The following is a 21,239-nucleotide window of genomic DNA, read 5'->3' as shown; positions in this document are numbered from 1 at the left end:
CGGACGCGGGCTGGCCAGGCCCCGCAGCGGGGCCTGGCAGCAGGCGGGCAGCACGACCCCGACCCGGCAGCCGCCGAGGCGCACCGACCCGCCGACGGACGCGCACGCGCCACCGCCCCGCAGCCCCGGAGGGCAAGGCGGAACCGTACCGGCCCAGCCCCACCCCGGAATGGGCCCGTGCGATGGATTGGCCGACTTCACCAACACACGAAGAAGGAAGAACATGACCGCAGAACCGCACCCCGAAGCGGCCACCCTGCTCGAGCGATCACATCGCCTCGGAGCCGATCCCCGGAACACCAACTACGCGGGCGGGAACACCTCCGCCAAGGGCACCGCGACCGACCCCGTTACCGGGCAGGACATCGACCTCATGTGGGTGAAGGGGTCCGGAGGGGACTTGGGCACACTCACCGAGGCCGGTCTCGCCGCGCTGCGGCTGGACCGGTTGCGGGCGCTGACCGCGGTCTACCCAGGGGTTGAGCGCGAGGACGAGATGGTTGCCGCGTTCGACTTCTGCCTGCATGGGAAGGGCGGCGCCGCGCCGTCCATCGACACCGCCATGCACGGCCTGGTCAACGCCGCCCATGTCGACCATCTGCACCCCGACTCCGGCATCGCACTCGCATGCGCCGCCGACGGTGAGGCGCTGACCAAGGAGTGTTTCGGCAACCAGGTCGTATGGGTTCCCTGGCGCCGGCCCGGGTTCCAGCTCGGCCTTGACATCGCCGCCATCAAGAAGGCCAACCCCGAGGCGATCGGCTGCATTCTGGGCGGCCACGGCATCACCGCCTGGGGTGACACCTCCGACGAGTGCGAGGCCAACTCGCTCCGTATCATCCGCACCGCCGAGCAGTTCCTCGCCGACCGCGGCAAGGCGGACCCCTTCGGCCCTGTGGTCCCAGGCTACGAACCGCTCCCCGAGGCCGAACGCCGGGCCCGCGCCGCCGCGCTGGCCCCCGTCCTGCGTGGCCTCGCCTCCACGGACCGCCCCCAGGTCGGCCACTACAACGACTCCGACCCGGTCCTCGACTTCGTCTCCCGCGCCGAACACCCGCGTCTGGCCGCGCTCGGCACTTCCTGCCCGGACCACTTCCTCCGTACGAAGGTCCGCCCGCTGGTCCTCGACCTGCCGCCCACGGCCCCGCTCGACGAGACGATCGCCCGTCTCAAGGAGCTGCACACCGCGTACCGCACCGACTACCAGGCGTACTACGAGCGGCACGCCACCCCCGACTCCCCCGCGATGCGCGGCGCCGACCCGGCGATCGTGCTCATCCCCGGTGTCGGGATGTTCAGTTACGGCAAGGACAAGCAGACGGCCCGGGTGGCGGGCGAGTTCTATGTCAACGCGATCAACGTGATGCGCGGTGCCGAGGCCGTGTCCACGTACTCCCCCATCGAGGAGTCGGAGAAGTTCCGCATCGAGTACTGGGCGCTGGAGGAGGCCAAGCTTCAGCGGATGCCGAAGCCCAAGCCGCTGGCGACCCGTATCGCCCTGGTGACCGGCGCGGGCTCGGGCATCGGCAAGGCCATCGCGAACCGCCTGGTGGCCGAGGGCGCCTGCGTAGTCGTGGCGGACATCAACGCGGAGAACGCCGCAGCCGTAGCAGCCGAACTGGGCGGCCCCGACAAGGCCGTCCCCGTCACCGTCGACATCACCTCCGAAGAGCAGATCAAAGCAGCCTTCGACCAAGCGGTCCTGGCCTTCGGCGGGCTCGACCTCCTCGTCAACAACGCGGGGATCTCCATCTCCAAGCCCCTCCTCGAAACCACCGCCAAGGACTGGGACCTCCAGCACGACATCATGGCGCGCGGCAGTTTCCTCTCCTCCCGCGAGGCGGCCCGGGTCATGATCGACCAGAACATGGGGGGCGACATCATCTACATCGCCTCCAAGAACTCGGTCTTCGCGGGCCCGAACAACATCGCCTACTCCGCCACCAAGGCCGACCAGGCCCACCAAGTACGTCTCCTGGCAGCCGAACTGGGCGCACACGGCATCCGGGTCAACGGAGTGAACCCCGACGGCGTCGTACAGGGCTCAGGAATCTTCGCGGGCGGCTGGGGCGCACAACGCGCGGCCACATACGGCATCCCCGAAGACGAGCTGGGCAAGTTCTACGCCCAGCGCACCCTGCTCAAGCGCGAGGTCCTGCCCGAACACGTGGCGAACGCGGTCTTCGCACTCACCGGGGGCGACCTGACGCACACCACCGGTCTGCACGTCCCGGTCGACGCCGGGGTCGCCGCGGCCTTCCTGCGCTGACACGCACGTGAGGGGGCGGGGGTGCGGGGGTGGCGCCCTGGACGCTTACGTGTATTTGTGGCGCCAAGTTCCGGGCCACTCCGCGTCTCCGGGCACCGGCGCCGTAAATATGCGGTCCAGGGTGACAGCCCCGGAGGCCCTGCCCCCGCCCCGTACCCATGTACAGCAACCACGACCACGAGGCTCCCGTGCCACCCACAGAAACTCACTTCGCCGCCGTCGACCTCGGCGCGTCCAGCGGCCGCGTCATGGTCGGCACGGTCGCCCCCGGCGCCCTCTCGCTCCAGGAGGTGCACCGCTTCCCCAACCGCCCGGTCCGCGTGGGCGGCACCCTGCACTGGGACATCCTCGCCCTCTACCAGGGCGTCCTGGACGGCCTGCGCGCCGCGGCCGAGGCCGCCCGTGCCGCGAACGCCCGGCTGACCAGCGTCGGCATCGACAGCTGGGCCGTGGACTACGGCCTCCTGGGCGCCGACGGGGCGCTGCTCGGCAACCCCGTCCACTACCGCGACACCCGCACCGACGGCGCCGCCGAACAGGTCGCCACCGTCCTCCCTCCCGAGGAGCTGTACGCGGCCACCGGCCTCCAGCACCTCCCCTTCAACACGATCTACCAGCTGACCGCCGCCCGGGGCAGTTCGACGCTCACCGCCGCACACCGCCTCCTCCTCATCCCGGACCTCATCTCGTACTGGCTGACGGGCGTGGCCGGCACCGAGCTGACCAACGCGTCCACCACCCAGCTGATCGACCCGCGCACCCGCGACTGGTCCCGCGCCGTCGCCACCGTCGCCGACACCCTCGGTATCGACCTGTCGCTCTTCCCGCCACTCCGCCACCCCGGCGACCCGGCGGGATACGTACGCCCGGAGATCCTGTCCGCGACCGGGCTCGAAGGCCCCGTCCCGGTCACCGCCGTGGGCTCGCACGACACCGCCTCGGCCGTCGTGGGCGTCCCCGCCACCTCGCCCGACTTCGCGTACATCGCCACCGGCACCTGGTCCCTGGCCGGGCTTGAGCTCGACGCCCCGGTGCTCACCCAGGCGAGCCGGCGCGCGAACTTCACCAATGAGCTCGGCGTGGACGGCACGGTCCGCTATCTGCGCAACATCATGGGCCTGTGGATGCTCCAGGAATGCCTGCGCACCTGGGAATCCGAAGGCAGACCCCAGGACCTGGAAACGCTCCTGGACCAGGCGGCCCACGCCGCCCCCCTCCGCTCGGTGGTCGACGCCGGGGCCCCGGAGTTCATCGCCCCGGACCGGATGCCCGACCGGATCGCGGAAGCATGCCGCCGTACGGGCCAGCCGACCCCCCGTACCCCCGCCGAGACCGCCCGCTGCGTCCTGGACTCCCTCGCGCTCGCCCACCGCCGCGCGATCCTGGACGCCCAGCGCCTGTCCGGCCGTACGGTCCGCACCGTGCATATCGTCGGGGGCGGCGCGCACAACGCGCTGCTGTGCCGGCTGACCGCGGACGCCTGTGGGCTGCCGGTGGTCGCGGGCCCGGCGGAGGCGGCGGCACTCGGGAATGTTCTGGTGCAGGCCCGGACCGCGGGGGTGGTCGGCGGCGGCTTGTCCGAACTGCGTGCGCTGCTTCACAGCACCCAGCCGCTGAGGCAGTATGAGCCGTCGGGTGATCAAGCAGCGTGGTCCCGGGCGGCCGCCCTCGTCGAGAACATCGAGAATGTCGAGGGCGGACGGGCCGAGGGCCAGGAGGAGGAACCGTGCGCGTAGCGCTCTTCATCACCTGCGTCAACGACACGCTCTATCCGCGCACCGGGCAGGCCGTCGTCACCCTCCTCGAACGGCTGGGTGTCGACGTCGGCTTTCCGCCGGGGCAGAGCTGCTGCGGTCAGGCGCAGTTCAACACCGGCTACCGCCATGAGACCGAGCCTCTGGTGCGCCGTTTCGCCGAGGCGTTCGAGGACTACGACTATGTGGTGACCCCCTCGGGGTCGTGTGCCGCCATGGTGCGCGACAACTATCCGAGGATCGGGGCGAAGGCCGCCGCCGAGGGCCGTGGCCAGGAGCTGACCGAGCTCGCCGCCTCGGCAGTGCCCAAGACGTACGAGCTCACCGAGTTCATCACCGATGTCCTCAAGGTGACGGACGTGGGCGCGTACTATCCGCACACCGTGACCTACCACCCCACCTGCCACGGCCTGCGGATGCTGCGCCTGGGCGACCGCCCCCGCCGCCTCCTCGCGGCCGTCGCGGGACTGGAGCTGGTCGAGCTGCCGGGCGCGGAGGAGTGCTGTGGCTTCGGTGGCACGTTCGCCGTGAAGAACACGGCGGTCTCGGCCGCGATGGGCGCCGACAAGGCGCGCAACATCACCGCCACCGGGGCCGAGGCGGTGTGCACGGTCGACAACTCGTGCCAGATGCACATCGGCGGGACGCTCGCCCGGCAGGGCTCGACGGTCCGCCCGGTCCATATCGCCGAGATCCTGGCGAGCACCGAAGGAGACGTCTGGTGACCGGCACCTATCTGGGCATGCCCGCGTTCCCCGTCGCGGCAGCCACCTCGACCAAGAACACGCAGCTGCGCGCCAATCTGCGGCACGCCACCCACACCATCCGCGCCAAGCGCGCCAAGGCCGTCGCGGAGCTGGCGGACTGGGGCGAGCTGCGCGCCGCGGGCGCGGCGGTCAAGGACCGTACGCTGCGCCATCTCGACCACTATCTGGAGCAGTTGGAGAGCGCCGTCACGGCGGCGGGCGGCCAGGTGCACTGGGCGGCGGACGCGGACGAGGCGAACCGGATCGTCACCGAGCTGGTCCGGGCCACCGGTGAGCGCGAGGTCGTCAAGGTCAAGTCGATGGCCACGCAGGAGATCGGGCTGAACGACGCGCTCGCCGAGGCGGGCATCCGCGCGTACGAGACCGATCTGGCGGAGCTGATCGTGCAGCTCGGCGACGATCTGCCCTCGCACATCCTGGTGCCCGCGATCCACCGCAACCGCACCGAGATCCGCGACATCTTCACCGACCGGATGGCCCGCTGGGGCCGCCCCGCGCCGGAGGGGCTGACGGACGCCCCGGCCGATCTGGCGGAGGCGGCGCGGCTGCATCTGCGCGAGAAGTTCCTGAACGCCAAGGTCGGCATCTCGGGCGCCAATTTCATGGTGGCCGAAACAGGCACGCTGGTCGTGGTGGAGTCCGAGGGCAACGGTCGGATGTGTCTGACCCTCCCCGAGACGCTGATCTCCGTCGTGGGCATCGAGAAGGTGGTGCCGACGTGGCAGGACCTTGAGGTGTTCCTCCAGCTGCTGCCCCGCTCCTCGACGGCCGAGCGGATGAACCCGTACACCTCCACCTGGACCGGCACCACCGACGGCGACGGCCCGCGCGCCTTCCACCTGGTCCTCCTCGACAACGGCCGTACGGACACCCTCGCCGACACCGTCGGGCGCCAGGCGCTGCGCTGCATCCGCTGCTCGGCGTGTCTGAATGTGTGCCCGGTGTACGAGCGGGCGGGCGGCCATGCGTACGGGTCGGCGTACCCGGGGCCGATCGGGGCGATCCTCACACCGCAGCTGCGTGGCACCCAGAGCGAGCTGGACGCCTCGCTGCCGTACGCCTCGTCGCTGTGCGGGGCGTGCTACGAAGTGTGCCCGGTGGCCATCGACATCCCGGAGATCCTGGTCCATCTGCGCGAGCGGGTGGTCGAGGGCGGCCCGGTGTCGGTGCGCGGGACCCGGACCGTCATCAAACCGGCCAAGGGGCATGCCGCGGAGCGCGCCGCGATGCGGGCGGCGCGCTGGGCCTTCGACCATCCGGGCGTGCTGCGCGCCGGGCAGCGGCTGGCCGCCCGTACCCGCCGCTTCCATCCGAGCCGGCTGCCGGGGCCGGGGCGGGCGTGGACGGACACCCGGGAGCTGCCGGAGGTGCCCGCCGAGTCGTTCCGGGACTGGTGGCGCAGGACGCGCGGCGACGAGGGCACGAACAGTGAGGGAAAGAGGACGACGTGAGCAGCCGAGACCTGGTGCTGGCCCGCGTCCGCCGCGCGCTGGCGGACGTCCCCCGTACGGAGCGCCCCTCCGAGGCCCCCGTGGACCGCGGCTATCTGCGGGCCCACGGGGACCGGACCACGGCCCAGACCGTGGATCTGCTCGCGGAGAACCTGGCCGACTACCGGGCGATCGTCCACCGTACGGACCCCGAGGGGCTTCCGGGCCTGATCGCCCGGCTGCTGGACGGGCGCGGAGCGACGAGCGTGGTGCTGCCGCCGGGGCTGCCCGCCGAGTGGCTTTCGGCCGTGGACGCACAGCGGGTGGAGCGGATCGCGGACACCGAGGAGCTGACCCCGCACGATCTGGACGCGGTCTCCAGCGTCGTCACGGGCTGCGCGGTGGCCGTGGCCGAGACGGGGACCGTCGTACTGGACGCGGGCCCTGACCAGGGGCGCCGGCGCATCACCCTGGTGCCCGACCACCATGTCTGTGTCATCCGCGTGCCCGAACAGGTCGTGGACTCCGTGCCACAGGCCCTGGAACGGCTGGCTCCGGGGCGCCCGTTGACCTGGATCTCCGGGCCGTCCGCGACCAGCGATATCGAACTGGACCGGGTGGAGGGGGTGCACGGCCCGCGCACCCTGGAGGTCGTTCTCGTCGAGAGCTGAAACCACAAGAGGCCGTGCGCCGGATGCGGTCTTGCTCACATACCCGCGGTAACAGGGCACTTGAACGTTTTGCGCCGGTGCCGTTGTCGGTGGCGGCCCGTACTCTAGTGCGCATGCGTCCGACTCCTACTCACCACGAACCCGCTTTAATCACCACGCCCACCGACCAGGCGAACGAGGCGATCCGCGTGTTTCTGCGCGCGCGGGCCGGCCGGGCGCTGCGCCCCCAGGAGCGCGTCGAATACGGTCGGTTGCTCTCTGTCTACACCAGGGCTCTGCGGGGAGAGGTCGAGCAGGCGGCATGAGCCGCGGCGGCGCGCTGAAATGCGTGTCGCGGGTCACGCCGTGCGCTTGTGGCCTGAACTACCCCTTGTGATGGAGTATCACCGTCCATAGGTTGTGAACTCGTTGTGCGCCCTGCCGCTTGACGCGGGGGTGGAGCGGCAGGGCGCCAACCATCATGGGGGGATGGACCAAGGGCATGCGTGCAGCGGGAAGAGCCGTGCTCGGTGTGACAGCGGTTGCGGTCGTGGGCGTAGCGGGCCTCGGCGCGTACAACCTGTACACCGGGCTCACCGGGGGCGAGAAGGGGCCGGGCCACGACGGCGCGGTGACCGCGTCCGAAGTGCGGGAAACCGCCGGGAAGTTTCTGGCTGCCTGGGCCGATCAGAACGATATGCGGGCCGCGCAGCTCACCAATGACGCCGAGTCCGCCGTGGCCGCGCTGAGCGGCTACCGCAAGGACGGCCATGTGTCGAAGCTGACGCTCAAGGCGGGCCAACCCCACGGCACCCGGGTGCCGTTCGATGTCACGGCCGACATCTCCTTCGAGGACAGCCACTCCACCTGGACCTATGGATCGGAGCTGTCGGTGGTGCGCGGCCGGACGACGGGCCGGCCGCTGGTCGACTGGAGGCCCGCCGTACTGCACCCCAAGCTGACGGCCGAGCGTCCGGCCCTGCGGACGGGGACCGCCGACTCGGTGTCGATCAAGGTGGTGGACCGGGACGGCAAGGAGCTGACGAAGGACCGCTATCCCTCGCTCGGCCCGGTGCTGACCGAGCTCCGCACGAGGTACGCCTCCGCCACGGGCGGCGCCAGCCGGGTCGAGGTGTGGGCGGCCGGCGCGAGCGGCAAGCCCACGACGACGCTCCATGTGGTGGCCAAGGGCAAGCCGGGCACGCTGCACACGACGCTCGACGCACAGGTCCAGAGCAGGGCCGAGAAGGCGGTGGCGAAGCGTACGGGCGCCTCGGTGGTCGCGCTCAAGCCCAGCACGGGCGAGGTGCTGGCGGTCGCCAACTCCGACCGCGACGAGTTCAATCCGGCCTTACAAGGGGCCACCGCGCCCGGTTCGACGTTCAAGATCGTCACCTCGGCGGCGCTGCTGGAGTCCGGCAAGGTCACACCCGGCCGCGCGGTGCCCTGCCCCAAGACCACCTCGTACCAGCAGGGCATGATCTTCCACAACGTCGAGGACAGCGAGAATCCGGCCGCCACCTTCGCCCAGGACTTCGCGGCCTCCTGCAACACCGCCTTTGTCTCACTGGCCGGGGATCTCCCCGACAGCGGCGTCGCGGACGTGGCGCAGGACGTGTTCGGGATCGGGCTCGAGTGGCATGTGGGGGTGCAGACCTTCGACGGCTCGGTCCCCACGGGCGGCGGGGACGACAAGGCCGCCGCGCTGATCGGGCAGGGCAGGGTCCAGATGAACCCGCTCACCGTGGCCTCGGTCTCGGCCACCGCCCAGACCGGTACGTTCCACCAGCCCGTCATCGTGCCGCGGTCCCTGATCGGCGAGCAGACGGCGACGGCGGTGCGCTCCCTGAGCCCGGCGGCCGCCGGGCAACTGAGGGCCATGATGCGGCTCACCGCCACCAGCGGCACGGCGGCGCGCGCGATGTCCGGGCTCACCGGGGACATCGGGGCGAAGACCGGCTCCGCCGAGATCGACGGGCAGCCGACCACGAACGCCTGGTTCACGGCCTACCGGAACGACATGGCGGCCGCCGCCGTGGTCGTCAAGGGCGGCCACGGCGGCGACGCGGCGGGGCCGGTCGTCAGGGACGTGCTCACCACCCACGGCTGACCCGCTGCCCCGCCCCGGGATCTCGGCAAGGGGCTGACTGGCCGGAGGTGGTCAGCCCGCAGGGGCTCAGCCGGAGCGGCCGCCGCCGAGTTCGCTGAGACCGATAAGGCGGCGACTACGTCGCCCGCTTCGTACAATGGTTGCGCGAAGGGGTTGTCCAGGTGCGGCGCGCGGCCTAGTGTGGCGCGGCATCATACGGGCCGCACCACCGAACACGGAGGACCCGGCGTGAAGCGCACGTCCCGCGATATCCGCACCGAGAACCGCTACGACGTGCTGCGCCACATCATCGCCGAATCCCCCGTCTCCCGGCAGCAGTTGGCCACCGCGACGGGGCTGAGCCTGGCCACCGTCGCCACCCTCGTCGGCGAGCTGCTGGACTTCGGCATGCTGGTGGAGGGCGGATACGAGGACTCCGACGGCGGTCGGCCGCGCGGGCTGGTCGCCGTCAACGCCGCGGGCGGCGCGCTGATCGGCGTGGACGTGGCCGAGACCTATATCCATGTCGAGCTGTTCGACCTGGCCCTGACCGTGCTGGCCCGCGCCGACGAGGAGCTGCGCCCCGGCGAGCGGGACGCGGCGCGGCTCGTCGGGCGCATCGCCGCCGCCGTGGCCGATGTCGTGGAGCGGTCGGCCGTCGCCGCGGACCGGGTGCTGGGCGTCGGGGTCAGCATGCCGGGGCAGGTGGACCGCGAGGGCGGGGTGTCCGTCTACGCCGCCAACTGGAACTGGCACGACGTCCCGCTGCTCGACCTGCTGGCCGAACACCTCCCCTATCCGCTCCACCTCGACAACCCGCTGCGCGCCAGCACCGTCGCCGAGCAGTGGTTCGGCGCGGCGCGCGGGCGCGATGACGCGATCGTGGTCAACCTGGGTACGGGCGTGGGGGCCGGGCTCGCGCTGGGTGGCGCGCTGCACCGGGGAGTGACCAACAGCGCAGGCGAGTGGGGGCACACCACTCTGGTCCTGGACGGGCGGCTGTGCCACTGCGGCAACCACGGCTGCGTGGAGACGTACGTGGGCGCCCCCGCCATCATGCGCACCCTCGGCGAGCTGAGCCCCGACAGCCCCCTGCTGCACCCCGACGACCAGACCGCCACCATCGAAGCGCTCGGCGGGGCGCTGGCCGACGGCGATCCGGTGGCCGCGCAGGTGGTCCGCGAGACCGCCCGCTATCTCGGCGCGGCCCTGGCCGACCTGGTCAATCTGCTCAACCCGGAGGTGATCGTGGTCAGCAGCTGGGTGGCCACCGCGCTGGGCGAGCCGCTGCTGGTCGAGGTGCGCGAGGCGGTGGCGAGGCGCGCCCTGCGCCGCCCCTTCGCGAGCGTCGAGATCGTGCTGTGCCCGATCCCGTCCAACCCCGTGAGCCTCGGGGCCGCGACCTTCGCCCTGGAGGGCTCGCTCGCCACCATGAAATCGAAGCATCACCGCACGCCCGCCGCGGGCGGCGGCCGCGTCAGCGCGTCCTGATTCCCGGCCCTCACCCGCCGCCACCCGCCGCCACCCGCACAAGCGCTTGCAACAGACTTCGTCCAACCCCTTGCAAAAGTCTTTCGCCGCTCGTTAACGTCCCATGCTGGCAGCCCGGGCCGAAGCGCTCGGGCCGACGCGCGCTCGGGCCGCTGGGGCGCGTGCCGACTGATCGCCTCCATCGCACTCCCCCCCCATCGCAGTTCCCTCCAGCGCAGATACCTCCATCGCAGACCGAGGAGACCGATGAGCACCACCCCCGACGCCCAGCTCCCCTCCGACGCCCAGCTCCCCTACTACGAGGACATGTCCCCGGGCACCGGAGGGCTGCCGCCCCGCGCCTGGACCGCCGGGTCCGACGCCGCCCGGCTGGGCCTGGGCGGCGACTGGGCCTTCCGGCTGTCGCCGACCGCCACCGCCGAGGACGAGTCCTTCGCCCGCCCCGACTACGACGCCTCCGGCTGGGGCACGGTCGCCGTGCCGGGCCACTGGGTGCTGCAGGGCCACGGCGCGCCCATCTACACCAATGTGCTCTATCCGTTCCCGGTCGACCCGCCCCGGGTTCCCGGCGAGAACCCGACCGGCGACCACCGCCGGGTCTTCGACCTGCCCGAGGACTGGCCGGCCGACGGCGGCGCCGTGCTGCGCTTCGAGGGCGTGGAGTCCTGCGCCCGGGTCTGGCTCAACGGGCAGGAGCTGGGCGACTTCAAGGGCAGCCGGCTGCCGCACGAGTTCGCGGTGGGCGAGCTGCTGCGGCCGCGCGGCAATGTGCTGGCCGTACGCGTCCACCAGTGGTCCTCGGGCACCTACCTGGAGGACCAGGACCAGTGGTGGCTGCCCGGGATCTTCCGCGAGGTGACCCTGGAGCACCGCCCGGCCGACGCGGTCACCGACTTCTTCGTGCACGCCGCCTACGACCACGCCTCCGGCCAGGGCACGCTGCGGGTCGACGCCGAGCCCGGCGGCCGGATCACCGTGCCGGAGCTGGGCCTCGACCTGGCCACCGGCGAGAGCGCGACCGTGGCCGTCGAGCCGTGGACGGCCGAGACCCCGCGGCTGTACGAGGCCACGCTCGCCACCGGCGGCGAGCGGGTGGCGCTGCGGGTGGGCTTCCGTACGGTCGTCGTCGAGGACGGCGTGATCAAGGTCAATGGCAAGCGGGTGCTGTTCCGCGGGGTCAACCGGCATGAGTTCCACCCCGAGGCCGGGCGCGCCGTGGACCTGGAGACCATGCGCCAGGACCTGGTGCTGATGAAGCGGCACAACATCAACGCCGTACGCACCAGCCACTACCCGCCGCACCCCGCCTTCCTCGACCTGTGCGACGAGCTGGGCCTGTGGGTGATCGACGAATGCGATCTGGAGACCCACGGCTTCGGCGACATCGGCTGGCGCAGCAACCCGGTCGACGACGACCGCTGGACCCCGGCCCTGGTGGACCGGGCCCGCCGGATGGTCGAGCGGGACAAGAACCACGCGTCGGTGGTGATGTGGTCGCTGGGCAACGAATGCGGCACCGGCCGCGGGCTGACCGCCATGGCCGACTGGATCCGCGAGCGCGACCCCTCGCGCGTGATCCACTACGAGGGCGACATGTCCTGCGCCGACACCGACGTCTACTCGCGGATGTACGCCTCGCACGAGGAGGTCGACCAGATCGGGCAGCGCACCGAGGCCGCCTGGGCGGACGCCGAGCTGGACGCCAAGCGCCGCGCCCTCCCCTTCATCCTGTGCGAGTACGCCCACGCCATGGGCAACGGGCCGGGCGGACTCAGCGACTACCAGCGGCTGTTCGAGAAGCATGAGCGCTGCCAGGGCGGCTTCGTCTGGGAGTGGATCGACCACGGCATCGCCAAGCGCACCGCCGAGGGCGAGCTGTTCTACGGGTACGGCGGGGACTTCGGCGAGGAGCTGCACGACGGCAACTTCGTCTGCGACGGGCTGCTCTTCCCCGACCGCACCCCGTCCCCCGGTCTGATCGAGTACAAGAAGGTCATCGAGCCGGTCCGGATCGAGGGCGACGGCGCGGCGGGTACGGTCCGCGTCACCAACACCCATGACTTCGCCGACCTGTCCCATCTGACGTTCTCCTGGGCCTACGAGGCCGAGGGCGTCGAGGTCGGCGGCGGTGAGCTGGCGGTCCCGCCGCTGGCCCCGGGCGAGTCCGCGGACCTCAAGCTCCCCGGCCGGCCCGCGACGGACGCCGACGGCGAGGCGCTGTGGACCGTACGGGCGCTGCTCGCGGCCGACACCGCGTGGGCGGAGGCGGGCCACGAGGTGGCGTGGGGGCAGATCCCGGCCACGGCCTCGACCGCCCCGACCGCCTCGCCCGCCACGGAAGCCGCGCTCGCGCCGCGCCGCGAGGACGGCGCGCTCGTGCTGGGCCCGGGGGTCTTCGACGCGGCCACCGGCGCGCTGCTCTCCCTCGGCGGCCTCGCCGTCACCGGCCCCCGGCTCGACGTATGGCGTGCGCCCACCGACAACGACAACGGCGCGCCCTGGCAGCCCGATGAGCGCTACGGTCTGATCTGGCGCACGCTCGGTCTGCACCGGCTCCACCACCGCGTCGACGCGGTGGAGGTGGCGGACGACGCTCTGACCGTCCGTACCCGTGTCGCCCCCGCGGCCACCGACGTCGGCCTGCAGACCGTCTACCGCTGGACCGCCGACGCGGACAAGCTGCGCCTGACGGTCTCCGTCACCCCGCTGGGCGAGTGGACGTGCCCGCTGCCGCGCCTGGGCGTACGGCTCGGCGTCCCCGCCGCGCTGGGCCGGGCCGAGTGGTTCGGCGGCGGCCCCGGCGAGGCGTACCCGGACACCCACGCCGCCTCGCGGATCGGCCGGTGGGCGCTGTCGGTCGACGAGATGCAGACCCCGTACGTCAGGCCGCAGGAGAACGGCGCCCGCGCGGATGTCCGGTGGGCGCGGCTGACCGATGACGGCGGGGCCGGGATCGCGGTGGAGGGCGCGCCGCCGTTCTGGTTCACGGCGCGGCGGTGGACCACGGAGCAGCTGGACGCGGCCGAGCACACCCCGGACCTGTCCCCGTCGGCGGACACGGTGTGGGTGAACCTCGACCACGGGCAGCAGGGCATCGGCAGCCAGTCGTGCGGGCCCGGGGTGCTTCCCCCGTACCGCCTCGGCGCCGCGCCCGCCGAGTTCTCCTTCACCTTCTCGCGCGTCTAGAGGGGAGTTCGTGGTGGGTTCGAGACGACGGCACGCCGTCTCGAACCCACCACGAACGCGCGCGCGTTCAGGACCCGTGCCGCACCAGAAGCCCGCCCAGCGCGGTGCGCCGGTGCAGCACCGCGCGCCCGGCACGGACCGTGGTGATCAGACCGGCGCCGCGCAGCGCGGCGGTGTGGGCGGAGGCCGTGGCGTTGCTGACGCCCAGTCGCCGGGCGAGCCCGCTGGTGGTGTGTTCCTCGGCGAGCAGCAGCAGAATGTCGAGGCGGGTCCGGCCGAGCACCGCGGCCAGCGCGTCGTCGCCGCCCGTGCCGCCCGCCCCGGCCGGCGGCAGCGGCAGGCCCGGGCCTGCCGGGTAGGTGACGTACAGGGGGTGGCCGGGCAGATCGGCGAGGAGGGGCCGGCCGCTCCAGTGGAAGGTGGGCTGAAGCACCAGTCCGCGGCCGCGCAGCTCGATCTCCCGCTCCCCCGGCCCGTCGAGTTCCCAGACCTCCTCCTTGAGCCGGGCGCCGGGAACCAGCGCGGTGAGCGCGGCGGCGATGCCGTGCTCGGCCACGGCGAGGGCGTGACGGGTGAACTCCCCTTGGTGCAGGTCCTGTACGAGGGGCCAGACGGGGGCCAGGACCGATTCGAAGGCCGTGTGCTGGGCACGGCGCAGCAGCCGCCAGGCGTCGGCCCCGCCATGGTGCAGATCGCGGATCCACAGCGGGGTGGGTCCCGGGTGAGCTGAGTAGACGCGCTCGATCTCGGCGCGGACCAGGGCGGGGCGGGCGGCCCGTACGGCGTCCAGGCCCTCCTTGAGGTCAGCGCTGAACACATCGATGAACGCGGGGGCCAGGCCCGCCGGAGCCAGATCGCGCAGCGGCCCGGCGGCGTCGGGCAGCGAGCGCAGCAGCCGCCGTCGCCAGCGGCCGTAGAGCGGCGCGTCGCCGGGCAGGCACATCCGCATCAGGGCCACGTTCAGCTCCTGCAGCGGGGCCGGCCGGGGCGCGAAGCGGACCCGGGCGAAGTCGGCGGCCGTGAAGCGGATGCGGATCATTACTCCCCCAGGCGGCGCCGCGCCAGCGTTTCGGGCAGAGCCTGAACGATCGCCCGCGCTGCCCGCCGGGCGCCAGCATCCAGGTCATGACCTCTTCAATGTCGTCTTCATTGGCGTTTTCTTCATTCAATCAGGGTGCCGCCGGGGTGACCCGGCGGACCGTCACCGCATCCGCCCTGCTGGCCGCCGCGCTGCTCGCGGGCGGTGGCGGCCTCACGCGAGCGCGGGCCGCGGGCGCCGCCACCGTACGGCTGCCTGCGCCGACCGGCCCGTACCCGGTCGGGGTGACCACGCTGTATCTGGTCGATCGGGCCCGGCGCGACCCGTGGGAGCCGGGGATCCCGGTGCGGGAGGTGATGGCCACGGTGTTCTATCCGGCCCGCACCGTCCGGGGGTATCCGCTCGCGCCGCAGCTGTCCCAGGGTGCGGCCGGGTTGTTCGCGGCCATCGCCCCCATCACGCACCCCGGCCTGCCGCAGTCCGGGGTGGACTGGGCGGCCACCGTGACGCACGCACACACGGGCGCGCCCGCACGCCCCGCCCCGCATCCGGTCCTGCTGTACAGCCCGGGCGGCGGCGATCCGCGCGGCCTGGGCACGCTGGTCGCCGAGGAGTTGGCGAGCCACGGCTGTGTGGTGGTGACCGTCGACCACCCCGGCGACGCCTGCGCGGTCGAGTTCCCGCGCGCGATGACGGGGCGGGACATGGTCCGCCCGACCGTCTTCCGCGGTGATCCCCGGACCGACCCGGCGCTCTTCCGCACCGCGATCGCCACCCGGATCGCGGACGTCCGTTTCGTCCTGGACGAGTTGGCGGCGCTGGCGAGCGGACGAAATCCGGACGCGGCGCGGCGCCCGCTGCCGGAACACCTCGGGCGCGCACTGGATCTGAGCCGGGTGGGGGTGTACGGCCACTCGGCGGGCGGCACGACCGCGGCCGAGGCGCTGTACGAGGACCGCCGTATCGCCGCCGCGGTCAATCTGGAGGGCTATCTGAACCACCCGGCGGAAGCGCCGGGCCGGGAAGGGGAGTTGTTCCCGGTGGCCCGGTACGGGGTGGACCGGCCGTTGCTGCTGCTGGACACCGATGGCTTCGGCGCCCGGGACGAGGACGTACAGCGTTCCTGGTCGGCCGCGCTCGCCCACCCCGGCGGCCACATCGCGCGCGGGCGGCTGCGCGACGCCGCGCACTGGGTGTTCACCGACTACGCCGCCGTCGCACCCCAGTTGCAGACCGCCGGGCTGATGACCGCCGAGGCCCGGGAGGCGCTGGTGGGCGCGGTGGATCCGACGTGCTCGGTGCCCGCCGTACGTGGCCTCGTACGGGACTTCTTCGCCCGGCGGCTGCCCGCACGCTGATCCGTTCTACGCCGCCCTGCTGCGCAGCGCCTCGAGGGCCTTGTCCGCGTGGACGCTCATCCGGAACTCGCTCTTGACGATCTCCAGCACCCGCCGGTCGGTGTCGATCACGAAGGTGACCCGCTTGGTCGGGACGGCCGATATGCCGCGCTTGACCCCGAACCGCTCCCGTACGGTCCCCTCCGGATCGGACAGCAGCGGATAGCCGAAGGAGTGCGTACGGGCGAACTCCGCCTGCTTGTCCACCGAGTCCGCGCTCACCCCGACCGGCTGGGCGCCCAGCGCCTTGAACTCCCCCGCGATGTCCCGGAAGTGACATGCCTCCTTCGTGCAGCCCGGTGTGAAGGCCGCGGGATAGAAGAACAGCACCACAGGGCCGTTCTCGAGCAGTCCGCTCAGCGTGCGGGCGGTGCCGCTCTCGTCCGGCAGTTCGAAGTCCTCGACGACATCACCAATATCCATCAGACCTTCTTTCGAGGGGACCACCGGCTTCAGCCAGTGTGGGAATCGAATCCTTGAAACGGAGGAGCAGCAGCTGATTACGCTGCGTTGTCAGTAGTAGCCGATAGAGTGATGCCACCGGCCTTGTCCAGGGGAGACGCTGACGAAGGGGGTGGGCCGCGTTGCTGCGTACGTACAAGTTCCTGCTGCGGCCCACCGTCCGGCAGACCCAGGCCCTGACGGAGATGCTGCGGGACCACTGCTCGCTCTACAACGGGGCCCTGCAGGAACGCCGTGACGCCTGGCGGCACACCTCGAAGACCAGCATCACGTACGGCAGCCAGTCCGCGCAGTTGAGGGAGATCCGGGCGTCCGACCCAGAGCGTCAGGGCCGCTGGTCCTTCTCCAGCCAGCAGGCCACGCTCAGACGGCTCGACAAGGCGTTCCAGGCGTTCTTCCGCCGGGTCAAAAGCGGTGAGAAGCCCGGATATCCCAGGTTCAAGGGCGTGGGCCACTTCGACACCGTCGTCTTCCCGAGGGACGGGGACGGCTGCCGCTGGGACTCCACCCGCAACGACCCCCACACCCGGGTACGTCTCCAAGGCATCGGACACGTGCGTGTGCATCAACACCGGCATGTGAAGGGCCGGGTCAAGACGGTCTCGGTCAAGCGCGAGGGCAACCGCTGGTACGTGGTCCTCGCCTGCGACAACGTGCCCGCCGAGCCCCTGCCTCCAACCGGCAGCACCGTCGGCATCGACATGGGCACGCTGCACTTCTTCACCGACTCGGGCGGCGAGCACGCCCCGAACCCCAGGTTCCTCGACGCAATAGCCAGGGAACTGGCCGAAGCCCAGCGGTACCTGGCCACCTTCCCCCAACGCACCCGCCGCCGGACCAAGAAGCACCGGGCCGCCGCCCGGAAGGTCGCCAAGCTGCACGCCAGGATCCGGCGTCAGCGCCTGGACCACCACCACAAGCGGGCGCTCGCGCTGGTGCGGGAGCACGACGTGATCGCCCACGAGAAGCTGAACACGGCGGGCATGACCAAAGCGCCCGCGCCCAAGCCCGACCCCGAGCGCGAGGGGGCGTTCTTTGCGAACGGGGCCGCCGCGAAGGCCGGGCTGAACCGCAGCATCCTCGACGCGGGTTGGGGACAGTTCCTCCGAATCCTGGCGAACAAGGCTGAGAGTGCCGGTCGCCTCGTGATCCCGGTGGACGCCCGCAACACCTCGATCACATGCACCGCATGCGGGCACGTGGACAAGAGGAACCGTGTCACCCAAGCGAAGTTCGCATGCGTCTCCTGCGGGTTCACCGCGAACGCGGACCACATTGGCGCACTGAACGTCCTTAACAGGGCCGGGCTGGCCCTCCGCGACGCTGCCTAGCCAGCGACGCAGGAAGCCCGCGCGTTTACGCGTAGGTGGAGTCACGGAGCGAGGCTACTCGGCGGCCGGAAGGCTACTCGCCCAGGGCGGCCCGCAGGGCGGCGGTGCGCCGTTGGTCGATGCGGATGCGTTGGAGGGCGAACCCGCGCAGGGGCGGGCGGCGTTCGGCGGTCAGCGATGCCCGCAGTCGGTCGGCGGCGGCCGCGGGGAGGCTGCCGCCGCCGAGGTCGCGCAGCAGGTCGAGCGCCGTCCCGGGGTGCTCGACGGAGTCGACGATCACGAGCAGCGCCTCGGTCAGCTCCTCGCGGTCGACCACCCCCTCGGGCCCCACGGCCCCGGGGATGGCCAGCAGGGCGCGCGCGGCGGGCAGGAAGGTGGCCACGGACTCCAGCAGCGGCGCGATCCGCTCGGCCAGGGGCGCCGCGTCCGCGCCCAGCCGGACGGCCAGGCGGGCGGCCGAGGCCCGGGTCCGGGCGTCCCGGCTCTCAAGGCCCTGGGAGAGGACCGGGATCAGCTCGTCCGCCGCCGATTCGCCGGCGATCGCCAGGATGGTGGACGCGGCTGACAGACAGTCGCCCCGGTCCCAGCCGATGCGCTCCCCCTCCTCGGGCACCAGCAGCTCGCGCAGCCGGGGCAGCAGCGGCTCGCCGGCCGGCCCGAGCCGTCCGGCCCGGCCCACCGCGGCGCGCCGGCTGTAGAGGATGTCGTCGAGGCCGGGGCGTATCGCCTCGATCAGCTGCGCGGTGTCGCCGGTGAGCCGGTGCAGGGCCTCGGCGATGGGCATGCGGTCGTAGACGGAGGCGCCCTCGGCGGCCTCGCGCAGCCGGTCCACCGCCTCGGCGGCGGCCTCGGTGCCCGCCGTGACGGCGGCCACCGCGCGCGGGGCGTACTGGCGCTGCGTCGTCAGTAGGGAGTACAGCTCCGGGAGGGCGGGGGCCGCCTGTGGCCCCCAGGAGGCGAGCAGGGTGCACAGGTGCCGGGGCGCGCCGTAGTTCCGGCGGTCCGGGTTGCGGATCAGGTCTCGGGCGGCGTCGAGGAGCCGGGGGTCGAAGGGCACCGACGGCTGGTCGTCGAGCCTCCAGGGCGAGATGTCGACAGCGGTCTCCAGGGCCTCCTTGCGGCGCGGCAGATCGCGGGCGAGCAGCGGCACGGCCCTGGGGTCGCCGAGGCCGACGAGCGCTCCGAGGGCGTTGTCGGCCACTTCCTCGGCGTCCTCGGCGTCGAACTTGTCCTCCGCCTCGGCGACCCGCTCGCCCGAGGCATGGGTCAGCAGCGCGTCGGCAGCGGGGCGGCCCTCCTCCCCCAGGCGCCGCAGCTGGCCGATGGCCGTCCCGGCCACGACCAGGTCCTGATACGTCACCAGGGACGCCAGGCGCGGGGCCAGCAGCGCCGGGGCGGTGCGGAACTCCGCGCACAGCGGCTCGATGGCGGCCAGCGCGCGGCGGCCGCGCGTACCGGCGCCGGGGCCCTCGGCGGCCAGGACCGCGTCCAGCAGGCGGAGTGCCACAGGGAGCTCGCCGCGGTCGGCAAGCAGCTGGAGCAGCAGCTCGAAGGACTCGTCGTCGGGGTCGGTGTCCTTCCAGTCGCCGGAGTCCGTGTCGAACCACTGCTCGACCGGCTCGATCTCGCTGCCGCGCAGGGCCCAGGCAGTGGCCGCGGCCTCCAGCCCGTCCGTCCAGGAGGCCCCGTCACGCACCAGGTTGAGGGCGGCCACGAGCCGGACCTCGGGGTCCCGGTCGGGGCCGAGCTCGCCCGCGGCGATCTCCGCCGCGACATCCGGGTCGGCGATACGGCAGGCCGACAGCAGGGCGGAGCGCAGCGCCGGGTCGGACTCCTCCGCCCAGCGGGCCCGTATCGCCTCGGCGGTCTCCCGCGACCGGCCGGACAGCAGGACGATACGGATCAGCCGGCGCCGGATGTCCTCGTCGTCGTGTGCGAGGAGGGGCAGCAGCAGCGGCACCTGCGCGGCGACGGCGGCCGTGAGCTCGCCCTGGTCGTTACGGGGCTGGTCCTCGCCGCCCGCGACGCTGTGCAGGAGCTCGAGCAGCGGCTCCTGGTAGATCCCGGCCGCGCAGGCCCGGGCCAGGTACGGGATGACCTGCGCGGTCGCGCGGTAGGCGGGCACGCGGGCGCGCATCGCGCCCCAGAAGGAACCGAGCGCCTCCTCGCGGACATTTTCGTCGTCCGCCGAGACCAGGGCGCGCAGCGTCCCGGCCGGGTCGGCGGCGGTGCCGCGGGAGAAGCCGATGGTGGGCCAGTCCTCGTCGGCCAGACCGGCGAGGATCGTTTCCGGGTCGTACTGTGCCGTCATGCCTGCGATCTTGGCATGTCCCGGAGGCCCGGCCGGACCGGGCCTCCGGGACATCGGTATCAGCCTCCGGCGACGATGGGGTCCTGGAGTTCGGTCACCCACTGGGTGCGGTCTTCGGGGCAGTGCAGGGAGACTTCGCGCGGGTATCCCGTCGAGCGGTAGCCGTGGGCGTCGATCCAGCGGGCCAGCGCCTGCGAGGTGGTGATCACTTCGCCTTCCATGGGGCCGCGGTGCACGACGGTGGCGGCGCGCTCGACGCCCGGCAGCTGGACGATCTGGAAGTCCCCGCCGCCGACCTGCGCGCCGACCGGCAGCCCGGCGTGGACGGTGATCGCCCCACCACCCTCGGGTGCGTCCTCGTAGTAGGCGAGCCCGGGGCCGGTCGGGGTCACTCCCGCGGCGTCCAGCAGACCGCACAGCCGCTCGAACAGGGGGCCGATGACGGGCCCGATGTCCTGCGGTTCGAAGCTCGCCGCGGTGGCGCTCAGCTCGGCCAGCCGGAGCGGCGGCAGGCTCTTGATCACAATGTCTTCGGTAGGCATGCGTCCCTCGTTCTCAATGGTTCGGAGCCTCGCCTCGACCTGGGCCAGCCGGGCCACCGCCTCCGCGACGGCCGACTCCAGCTCCGCCCGGCGCAGCCGCAGCATCCCGCGCAGCTCCTCGGTTCCGATGTCGTCGTCGAGGAGCGCCTTGACCTGGTGGAGGCTGAAGCCCAGGTCCTTGAGCGCGATGACGCGGTTGAGCCGTGCGAGCTGCCCGGCTTCGTAGTAGCGGTAGCTGCTGGTCGGGTCGGTGTGGACGGGGCGCAGCAGCCCGATGGCGTCGTAGTGGCGCAGCATGCGGACCGACACCCGTCCGTGCTTGGCGAACTCTCCGATGGTGAACATGACGCCTTCCAGTGCAGGCCCTCACACAGTGAGAGGGTCAAGCGTACGGAGGCGAAAGTTCCGTCGGCGCTCCTCGGGGACGGCTTCGGCGCTTCTCGGGAAAGGCGTCGGGGGCCCGCCCCGGGCCGGGCCCCCCCCCCCCCCCCCCCCCACGCCAAAACACGGCAGAATAACAC

Annotated in this window: 14 protein-coding genes; 10 read left to right on the top strand and 4 right to left on the bottom strand. The window is 72.3% G+C overall.

Translation table 11 applies throughout. From position 1 onward, the window contains the following. The first annotated feature begins 223 nt into the window (after window positions 1-223). The 8 genes from ACFV2X_RS38580 (at window position 224) to ACFV2X_RS38545 (ending at window position 13,636) form a co-directional block, all read left to right on the top strand. On the top strand, window positions 224-2,269 hold the full coding sequence (locus ACFV2X_RS38580; RefSeq protein ID WP_385625868.1) for a bifunctional aldolase/short-chain dehydrogenase: 2,046 nt from the start codon (window positions 224-226) through the stop codon (window positions 2,267-2,269). Between the two features lie 158 nt (window positions 2,270-2,427). Further along, a complete protein-coding gene (locus ACFV2X_RS38575) occupies window positions 2,428-4,005 on the top strand; it encodes a rhamnulokinase family protein (RefSeq protein WP_385625867.1) in 1,578 nt (525 codons plus the stop codon). Next, a complete protein-coding gene (locus ACFV2X_RS38570; RefSeq protein ID WP_385625866.1) occupies window positions 3,996-4,748 on the top strand; it encodes a (Fe-S)-binding protein in 753 nt (250 codons plus the stop codon). The genes ACFV2X_RS38575 and ACFV2X_RS38570 overlap by 10 nt, the downstream gene beginning before the upstream one ends. Further along, window positions 4,745-6,241: a lactate utilization protein B gene (locus ACFV2X_RS38565; RefSeq protein WP_385625865.1), complete on the top strand. Its 1,497-nt coding sequence runs from the start codon at window positions 4,745-4,747 to the stop codon at window positions 6,239-6,241. The genes ACFV2X_RS38570 and ACFV2X_RS38565 overlap by 4 nt, the downstream gene beginning before the upstream one ends. Further along, window positions 6,238-6,891, top strand: a complete 654-nt coding sequence (locus ACFV2X_RS38560; protein WP_385625863.1) for a lactate utilization protein C — start codon at window positions 6,238-6,240, stop codon at window positions 6,889-6,891. Before ACFV2X_RS38565 ends, ACFV2X_RS38560 begins: the two co-directional genes overlap by 4 nt. Before the next feature lie 481 nt (window positions 6,892-7,372). Next, on the top strand, window positions 7,373-8,980 hold the full coding sequence (locus ACFV2X_RS38555; protein WP_385625862.1) for a penicillin-binding transpeptidase domain-containing protein: 1,608 nt from the start codon (window positions 7,373-7,375) through the stop codon (window positions 8,978-8,980). A 228-nt stretch (window positions 8,981-9,208) separates the two neighbouring features. Beyond that, on the top strand, window positions 9,209-10,450 hold the full coding sequence (locus ACFV2X_RS38550) for an ROK family transcriptional regulator (RefSeq protein ID WP_385625861.1): 1,242 nt from the start codon (window positions 9,209-9,211) through the stop codon (window positions 10,448-10,450). 246 nt (window positions 10,451-10,696) lie between these two features. After that, window positions 10,697-13,636, top strand: a complete 2,940-nt coding sequence (locus ACFV2X_RS38545) for a glycoside hydrolase family 2 TIM barrel-domain containing protein (RefSeq protein ID WP_385625859.1) — start codon at window positions 10,697-10,699, stop codon at window positions 13,634-13,636. 67 nt (window positions 13,637-13,703) lie between these two features. On the opposite strand, the gene ACFV2X_RS38540 is transcribed toward ACFV2X_RS38545, so the two are convergent. After that, a complete protein-coding gene (locus ACFV2X_RS38540; protein ID WP_385625858.1) occupies window positions 13,704-14,675 on the bottom strand; it encodes an ArsR/SmtB family transcription factor in 972 nt (323 codons plus the stop codon). Window positions 14,676-14,821: 146 nt separating this feature from the next. Between ACFV2X_RS38540 and ACFV2X_RS38535 the strand changes: the two genes are divergently transcribed. Continuing rightward, window positions 14,822-16,033: an alpha/beta hydrolase family protein gene (locus ACFV2X_RS38535; RefSeq protein WP_385625856.1), complete on the top strand. Its 1,212-nt coding sequence runs from the start codon at window positions 14,822-14,824 to the stop codon at window positions 16,031-16,033. Window positions 16,034-16,039: 6 nt separating this feature from the next. Here ACFV2X_RS38535 and ACFV2X_RS38530 read toward each other — a convergent pair whose 3' ends face one another. Continuing rightward, complete coding sequence (locus tag ACFV2X_RS38530; protein WP_089510287.1) at window positions 16,040-16,495, bottom strand: peroxiredoxin; 456 nt, start codon at window positions 16,493-16,495, stop codon at window positions 16,040-16,042. A 161-nt stretch (window positions 16,496-16,656) separates the two neighbouring features. On the opposite strand from ACFV2X_RS38530, the gene ACFV2X_RS38525 reads away from it, so the two are divergent. Then, window positions 16,657-17,865: an RNA-guided endonuclease InsQ/TnpB family protein gene (locus ACFV2X_RS38525; RefSeq protein WP_385625854.1), complete on the top strand. Its 1,209-nt coding sequence runs from the start codon at window positions 16,657-16,659 to the stop codon at window positions 17,863-17,865. A gap of 73 nt (window positions 17,866-17,938) precedes the next feature. Here ACFV2X_RS38525 and ACFV2X_RS38520 read toward each other — a convergent pair whose 3' ends face one another. After that, window positions 17,939-20,176, bottom strand: a complete 2,238-nt coding sequence (locus ACFV2X_RS38520) for a hypothetical protein (protein WP_385625852.1) — start codon at window positions 20,174-20,176, stop codon at window positions 17,939-17,941. Window positions 20,177-20,235: 59 nt separating this feature from the next. Next, window positions 20,236-21,063: a MerR family transcriptional regulator gene (locus ACFV2X_RS38515; RefSeq protein WP_385625850.1), complete on the bottom strand. Its 828-nt coding sequence runs from the start codon at window positions 21,061-21,063 to the stop codon at window positions 20,236-20,238. Window positions 21,064-21,239: the final 176 nt, after the last annotated feature.

Source organism: Streptomyces sp. NPDC059679 (assembly GCF_042734105.1).
Taxonomy (GTDB): domain Bacteria; phylum Actinomycetota; class Actinomycetes; order Streptomycetales; family Streptomycetaceae; genus Streptomyces.
This window is presented reverse-complemented; position numbering and strand designations above follow the sequence as displayed.

Coding starts and splice junctions, on each gene's coding strand:
- ACFV2X_RS38580 (WP_385625868.1), top strand. CDS start 224: ATGACCGCAGAACCGCACCCCGAAGCGGCCACCCTGCTCGAGCGATCA.
- ACFV2X_RS38575 (WP_385625867.1), top strand. CDS start 2,428: ATGTACAGCAACCACGACCACGAGGCTCCCGTGCCACCCACAGAAACT.
- ACFV2X_RS38555 (WP_385625862.1), top strand. CDS start 7,373: ATGCGTGCAGCGGGAAGAGCCGTGCTCGGTGTGACAGCGGTTGCGGTC.
- ACFV2X_RS38545 (WP_385625859.1), top strand. CDS start 10,697: ATGAGCACCACCCCCGACGCCCAGCTCCCCTCCGACGCCCAGCTCCCC.
- ACFV2X_RS38540 (WP_385625858.1), bottom strand. CDS start 14,675: ATGATCCGCATCCGCTTCACGGCCGCCGACTTCGCCCGGGTCCGCTTC.
- ACFV2X_RS38530 (WP_089510287.1), bottom strand. CDS start 16,495: ATGGATATTGGTGATGTCGTCGAGGACTTCGAACTGCCGGACGAGAGC.
- ACFV2X_RS38520 (WP_385625852.1), bottom strand. CDS start 20,176: ATGACGGCACAGTACGACCCGGAAACGATCCTCGCCGGTCTGGCCGAC.
- ACFV2X_RS38515 (WP_385625850.1), bottom strand. CDS start 21,063: ATGTTCACCATCGGAGAGTTCGCCAAGCACGGACGGGTGTCGGTCCGC.